2 protein-coding genes are annotated in these 1,845 nt (G+C 30.6%); both read right to left on the bottom strand.

Going from position 1 to position 1,845, the window contains the following annotated elements; genetic code table 11:
- Positions 1-213 precede the first annotated feature (213 nt).
- Positions 214-765 carry a hypothetical protein gene (locus K8Z87_RS13745; RefSeq protein WP_227478152.1) on the bottom strand — a complete coding sequence of 184 codons (552 nt, stop codon included), beginning with the start codon at positions 763-765 and terminating at the stop codon, positions 214-216.
- A 208-nt stretch (positions 766-973) separates the two neighbouring features.
- Positions 974-1,744: a hypothetical protein gene (locus K8Z87_RS13740; RefSeq protein ID WP_227478151.1), complete on the bottom strand. Its 771-nt coding sequence runs from the start codon at positions 1,742-1,744 to the stop codon at positions 974-976.
- Between the last annotated feature and the right edge of the window lie 101 nt (positions 1,745-1,845).

Below are 1,845 nucleotides of genomic sequence, written 5' to 3'. Positions count from 1 at the left end.
TTCCATCCAATGTTTTCTCAGGTTGACAACCTAAAAACAGAATAAAAGTCAAAATTATATTCCAGAAGTTTAGTTTCATCAAATGTTGGCTAACGTGTTTGTATATGGTTTGTTGCGTGGTTTAAGCACTAAAGTTAGCAAATAAAAACCGAATAGAAAATCCGCGAGGATTTTCGTAAGTAGGCTAGAACTAGCAATAAATTATATACGGTGTTAGGGTACGTTATTTAATAGCTCAATTTGCGTTATAAATTCCTTTTCCACTTTTCTATTTCCAAACCAATGGTATGGACTTATTGCACCAAAAACATCTGTAGAATAGCTGTTTATAAGCAAATCGTTTTTTTGAAAAATAACCGTCAAATATTTTCCCCAATGAAATCCACTCCATTTATCAGCAACTAGTATAGTCTTATAATCTTTTCCTTCATCGATTACTTTCCAGTTTTTCAATTCAGATATTTTTCCGACATCTGATTTGTTTTTCGCTTTTGATATTCCAGTTAGGATTTTTAGTTTGCTAGTATTTAAAATTGAGTAGATTATTCCGCTAATTATAATTAAAGTAACTATTAATATTACAATAGGTGAAATTATTCTTTCGTGGTTTTTAAATTCATTAAGAATAAATGAGACTGATATTAAAATCACAGCAAAAAGAGTAATAAATTCAGTCAAATATTCAGATACTCTGTCGAATCCGTTTTTATGGAAAACGAGCTTTTTACGGTTCTTTGATTCTGGAATATCGATTGGAATTCTCATTTTCTTTAATGCACCCTAACGTCTCGTATATGAAAAGTAGCGCTGAAAATAAGCGATAACTTTTCGGATGAACACAAGCCGAATTTTTAAATTTCACTATTTATTTTTTTTATTGAAAATCGTCAAATTTAAAAATTTGGCGACTTTCCAAAAACGCTCAAATCCTTGTGTTAGCAATAACTTGCGCTATTTTTTATATACATTGTTGTCATTTCGTTTTTTCACGTAAGAGTAGGTTCGTTTGTAATTTTAATCCTTCATCATCTGATTTATTTAGTTCTATTACTCTTGCTTTAACCTCATTCTCAAACCATTCTTGATTATATCCTTTTATTTCGAAACGCGGATAACGCATTTGTAATATTGCATCAATTTGTCTTGGAATATCATTGCTAAAAATCGCCTCTTTTAACCCTATTAAAGGTGTCCAGCTTTTTTTACTATTATTCCACCATTCTTTTGCATTTACGATTATTGATTCTAATTCTTTAAACTTCTTTCTTTCAAAATTCACATCGTGTATTCCAGTCTCAATATAATTTGCATAATCTTTTTTGTGCAAATCCATCAGTTCTTTTTCAGTTATCACATTTTCTGAAAATCCGAAATGTTGTAAAGTCAGATTTTCCATCGCCCAACCTGCACGAATAGCAATCCAATCTAAATCGTAATCAACAACTCGTCCGTGTCCCCAAAATTCCGTTGCGCCAGGATAAATCAAATCTCCTGTATTTTGTAATTTCTTAAATGCTTTTGGATTTTCCATCAATCGTATCAAATCGGGAATGATTGGTTTTCCAATATTTAGTAAACTGTCTTTTGCTTTACTGACTTTATCCCATTCAGACGAAGTGAAGTCATTAATTAATCTAGGATAGTCAAAATCAGACGACTGAATAACGTCGTCTTGTAATTGGATTTTTTTGGCTTTACAACTTAATAAAGACGCAAAAATTAAAATGTAAAAAATATATTTCATAGGTAGTCTGTATTATACTGAAATAGGTTGACTCTTTTTTGATTATTATTTCGACGTTCAAAAGATTTTTTTCAGCCGTTTAGAAGGCAAAAAAATAGTTT

It is taken from the genome of Winogradskyella immobilis (genome assembly GCF_021887715.1).
GTDB classification, from domain to species: Bacteria; Bacteroidota; Bacteroidia; order Flavobacteriales; family Flavobacteriaceae; genus Winogradskyella; species Winogradskyella immobilis.
This window is presented reverse-complemented; position numbering and strand designations above follow the sequence as displayed.

What these genes read in the sequence shown, in the direction of transcription:
- K8Z87_RS13740 (WP_227478151.1), bottom strand. Translation starts at nt 1,744, where the DNA reads ATGAAATATATTTTTTACATTTTAATTTTTGCGTCTTTATTAAGTTGT.
- K8Z87_RS13745 (WP_227478152.1), bottom strand. Translation starts at nt 765, where the DNA reads ATGAGAATTCCAATCGATATTCCAGAATCAAAGAACCGTAAAAAGCTC.